The sequence below is a fragment of the Okeania sp. SIO2B9 genome, assembly GCF_010672505.1.
GTDB classification, from domain to species: domain Bacteria; phylum Cyanobacteriota; class Cyanobacteriia; order Cyanobacteriales; family Microcoleaceae; genus Okeania; species Okeania hirsuta.
Genome location: NZ_JAAHGK010000307.1, coordinates 1 through 4,319 on the forward strand (window position 1 = coordinate 1; position 4,319 = coordinate 4,319).

Annotated in this window: 1 protein-coding gene and 1 pseudogene; both read right to left on the reverse strand. The window is 40.4% G+C overall.

Annotated features, from left to right (window positions below):
- A pseudogene (locus F6K13_RS12855) lies at nt 1-548 on the reverse strand (S9 family peptidase); the annotation flags it as partial.
- A 1,464-nt stretch (nt 549-2,012) separates the two neighbouring features.
- On the reverse strand, nt 2,013-4,319 hold a 2,307-nt coding region (locus F6K13_RS12860; RefSeq protein WP_287287559.1), incomplete at its 5' end, for an Ig-like domain-containing protein.

The window sequence follows — 4,319 nt, forward strand, 5'->3', positions numbered from 1 at the left end:
CAACAAAGTCTCTTGCCATCAGGACTCAGACGTGGTGAGGCATAAAAATCATTACCCTCGACTAATATCTGAATATCTGCCTTATTTTTGATATTGATGCTAACTATCCTATTTATAGGTTCTCCACCTTGAGTATGATCTTCCTGAATACAAATTAGGCGATCGCGCTGTTTATCCATCACAGCATCAGCATAACGACAGTTTACTTCTGGAGTTAAAGGTTGAGGAGTTGCATCTGGAGTCTGGCAGTAGAGACGTTGGTCAGCAAAATTAGAAAAATAAATCCTGCCATCTGTCACCAAAAACGCACCTCCTCCGTATTCATGGACTCTGGTGCGGACATTAAAAGGTGGGGGAGTGATGTCAGTTGTCTGTCCATCTGGAGTGTGACAGACAATTACATTCCGTCCACCTTCTGAAGGTCGTCCCTCGATCCAGTAGACATCCTCACCATCAATGGCAAGACTGCTAAGTCCAATTGTCCCTGCCACAATCAAATCAGCAGTGATGGGAGATTTCCAAGAGCCATAAGGTGCTATTTCTTTCATAGTTTAAAATTAATATTATAGATTATAAAGCAATATTTACTATTAATTGTGTCATTGTCAGTCACTAAATCTTAAATATTCAGTTTCATTTAATATAGGACAATATAATTTTGACTTCACTACCGCCATTCAATCTACAATATTAATACAACCCAATAATATAGAATCCGGTTATATAGTATATGTTTATAGTTCTATAAATTACTTCAATTACTTCAATATTCGGCGTTGCACAGTGACAAATGATTTTAGATTTTTGATGAACAGGATTTTGGATTAATCAATTGCTAAAATGATTAATATTAGGTTTTTTACTCAAAGTCTAAACTAATTTTTGGCAATATCATTCCATAATGTGCAAACCCTAATATTCTATCTCCCCATCTCCCCTGCTGGCCTTGGTGAATCAAGCTATGAAACCTAAATTTAGCCAAATATAAAATGCTTTTCAGTTAATAGTTATACAATTTCTCCATGAAGTTGCGCTTAATAAAAGATAACAGCTATTAGTAAAATTCAGGTTTGTGTAAGAATTATTAAGCGCATTATGACAGATAAATGGTATTAGGCAATTGCCATTAAAGCACAATCATAGCCAAAATTACCAACGCCCCAAGGCTATTCTCAAGTCTTTGTTAACTCTATGATTGAATAGTCTAGGGATATTAATGGTGGGTTGGGGAGCAATTAAATACGACCGCAATATTGAGTGCGTTCGCAACACATCCTCTAGTAAACTGAATGGATGCGATCGGCTAAAAAGGAGGAATTTTTGATGTAAATCGATAATGGAAAAAATATTGAACACCTTGCCCCGTCTTACTTGAAAAATATTCAAAATTTCTCCTATAAACTGCGGAATGTGAGGTGAAAAAGTTTTTAGCTGGTGGTGCATTGTAATGGTCGTGCATTGTAATTATTTTTTTATAGCAATGTGCGCTGGCATATTTACAAATGGCAGGAGGTGTCCAATAGCTAAAATCTTATATTATCATTTTCTTTGTGGGTTTAATACCCCACCGTCTACACGGTGTTCAAAATTACTTGGGGTTAGAATCCCCATGTAATTTTCCTCCTGTCTCCTGTCTCCTGTCTCCTGTCTCCTTCTTCAACAGCTTTTTATATCATGTCCGGTTGAATACTTAACACTTTGGAGGAGGTAAGGCAGAAGGCAGGAGGCAGGAGGCAGAAGGAAAGAAAAGGTTAGAAGGGAAAAGGTTTTTTATCACTGATTATCCGGACATGATATTATTCCCCCAAATGAGCTGTTCCCTATTGCCTGTTTCCTGCGCCCAGCGCTATACCAGACACGGTAGTGGGAGCATCTTGCTCCCTTCGCGGGCAGGATATCCGCATTACCAATTGCTTATTCCTATTTACCATTACGCGAGCAGGACTACCATTTTAATACTGCCAACTTACCCCTACTTCAAATTATGCGAAGTTGTAGACTCTTCTCATTTATTAGATGAAAAAGGAATCATTGAGAGTAGTTAAGCGAGATGCTATTTGCCCTGAGGTCGCAGACAAATTTTCTAGAGTAACTAAAAGTTGATCGTTCCAGAAAATAGAAATGTTGTCTCCAACAGGATTGATTGTTAAGTTCTGTTCATCAGTAGTCAGTCCATCAGTTAATACGAGGAAGTCTTGATTGATATCGAAGTCGGTGATGATATCTGCTCCTTGGTTAAGGTTGATTAGGAAGCGATCGCCACCACTACCTCCAGTGAAAGTATCATCACCTTCCCCACCACTCAAGAAGTCATCACCTGCTTCTCCAAGGAGAGAATCATTTCCTGACGATCCAAACAAGCTGTCGTTATCTTCACCACCTAACATTGTGTCATTACCATCTTCACCAAACAATTGATCCTCACCTTGATTGCCAAACATGAGGTCGTCTCCTGTGCCACCAAACAACTCGTCTTGCTGGCCTTGTGTGCCAACTGCTGCTACAAGTTCGGGGTTATCTCCATAGAGAGTATCATTACCTTCACCGCCACAGAGAGTATCATTATCTTGATCGCCAAACATGAGGTCGTCTCCTAGCTGACCATATATTAAGTCATCACCCTTACCACCTCGTGAAGTATCATTGTCTTCACCACTAAGGATAGTATCTGCAGCATAGTTACCACTGAGGAAGTCATTTCCGGCACCACCAGAAATCAAGTCCTTTCCTAATACATCAGGATCAGTAACACTATTGTTGCCACCATAGATTGTGTCATCTCCTTCCTCCCCTAACAAGGTATCGTCTCCTTGGTCGCCAAACATGGAATCATCATCCTTACCACCATAGATGAAATCATCTTGTTTACCACCGTACATGACATCGTTTCCACGACTGCCTTGCATGACATCGTTACCTCGACCGCCATAAACAGAATCTTCTCCTACTTCCTCTTCTGATAAATTTGAACTAGGGTCACCAACAATTTGATCGTCACCATTTTCACCCATGAGTGAATCGTTCCCCTCCTGTCCGAAAAGAGTATCTGATTCTTTTCCACCACGGACTTCATCATTATCCTTACCACCCATGAGCAGATCTTTGTAACGGTTGCCGTTGAGGGAGTCATTACCCCTTCCACCATTCATAGTATCGCTACCAGTAAAGTCTTTGTCAGTACCACCAGCGGTACCACCCCAAAGAACGTCGTTATCTTTGTCACCTAGAACAAGATCGTTGCCTATATCACCCCAGATTACATCATCTTGCTTACCACCACGAACTATATCGTTTTGTTTTCCTGAGTTAATAAAATCCTTTTGTTCTTTGCCATTAACAAAATCATCTCCACGGTTAGCAAAAATTACGTCTTCACCCTCACCACCATAAATAATATCATCGCTATCACCACCTTCTACTGTGTCATTTCCACCCAAGGCATCAAAAGGTTGTCTGATGTTGCTGATCTTAATCAATTCACTTGCTTCTGTACCGAAGAATAACTCTTCAAATAGATTTGTTTCGTCGATAACTATAGAGGGTAAAATAGGTAAATCTACAAGTTCTATAGTTGGAGGAGGAGGACATGAACGATCTTCATTTATAGGAGTTGGTTCTGGAGTTGGTTCTGGAGTTGGTTCTGGAGTTGGTTCTGGAGTTGGTTCTGGAGTTGGTTCTGGAGTTGGTTCTGGAGTTGGTTCTGGAGTTGGTTCTGGAGTTGGTTCTGGAGTTGGTTCTGGAGTTGGTTCCGGAGGATTAAAAACATCAATAGAAATATTGGCAGGTTCTAAAGGGTTACCATTAGGGTTATTGGCCACATAAGGAATACTCACTTCTCCTATAAACCCTGGAGAAGGAGTGAAAGTTACATTACCTTGATCATCTACTTCAAAAGTACCTTGATCATCTACTTCTAAGGTGGTCTGAATTCCTGGAGTCTCTGGGTTGAGGTCAATAGAAGTCAGGTCTATAGGAGTATCGTTATCAGCGATATTCAGAGTTACAGGAGTATCAATAGGAGTTGTGGCGCTGTCATCGTCTAGGTCGCCGACAACATCAATAGAAATATTGGCAGGTTCTAAAGGGTTACCATTAGGGTTATTGGCCACATAAGGAATACTCACTTCTCCTATAAACCCTGGAGAAGGAGTGAAAGTTACATTACCTTGATCATCTACTTCAAAAGTACCTTGATCATCTACTTCTAAGGTGGTCTGAATTCCTGGAGTCTCTGGGTTGAGGTCAATAGAAGTCAGGTCTATAGGAGTATCGTTATCAGCGATATTCAGAGTTACAGGAGTATCAATAGGAGTTGTGGC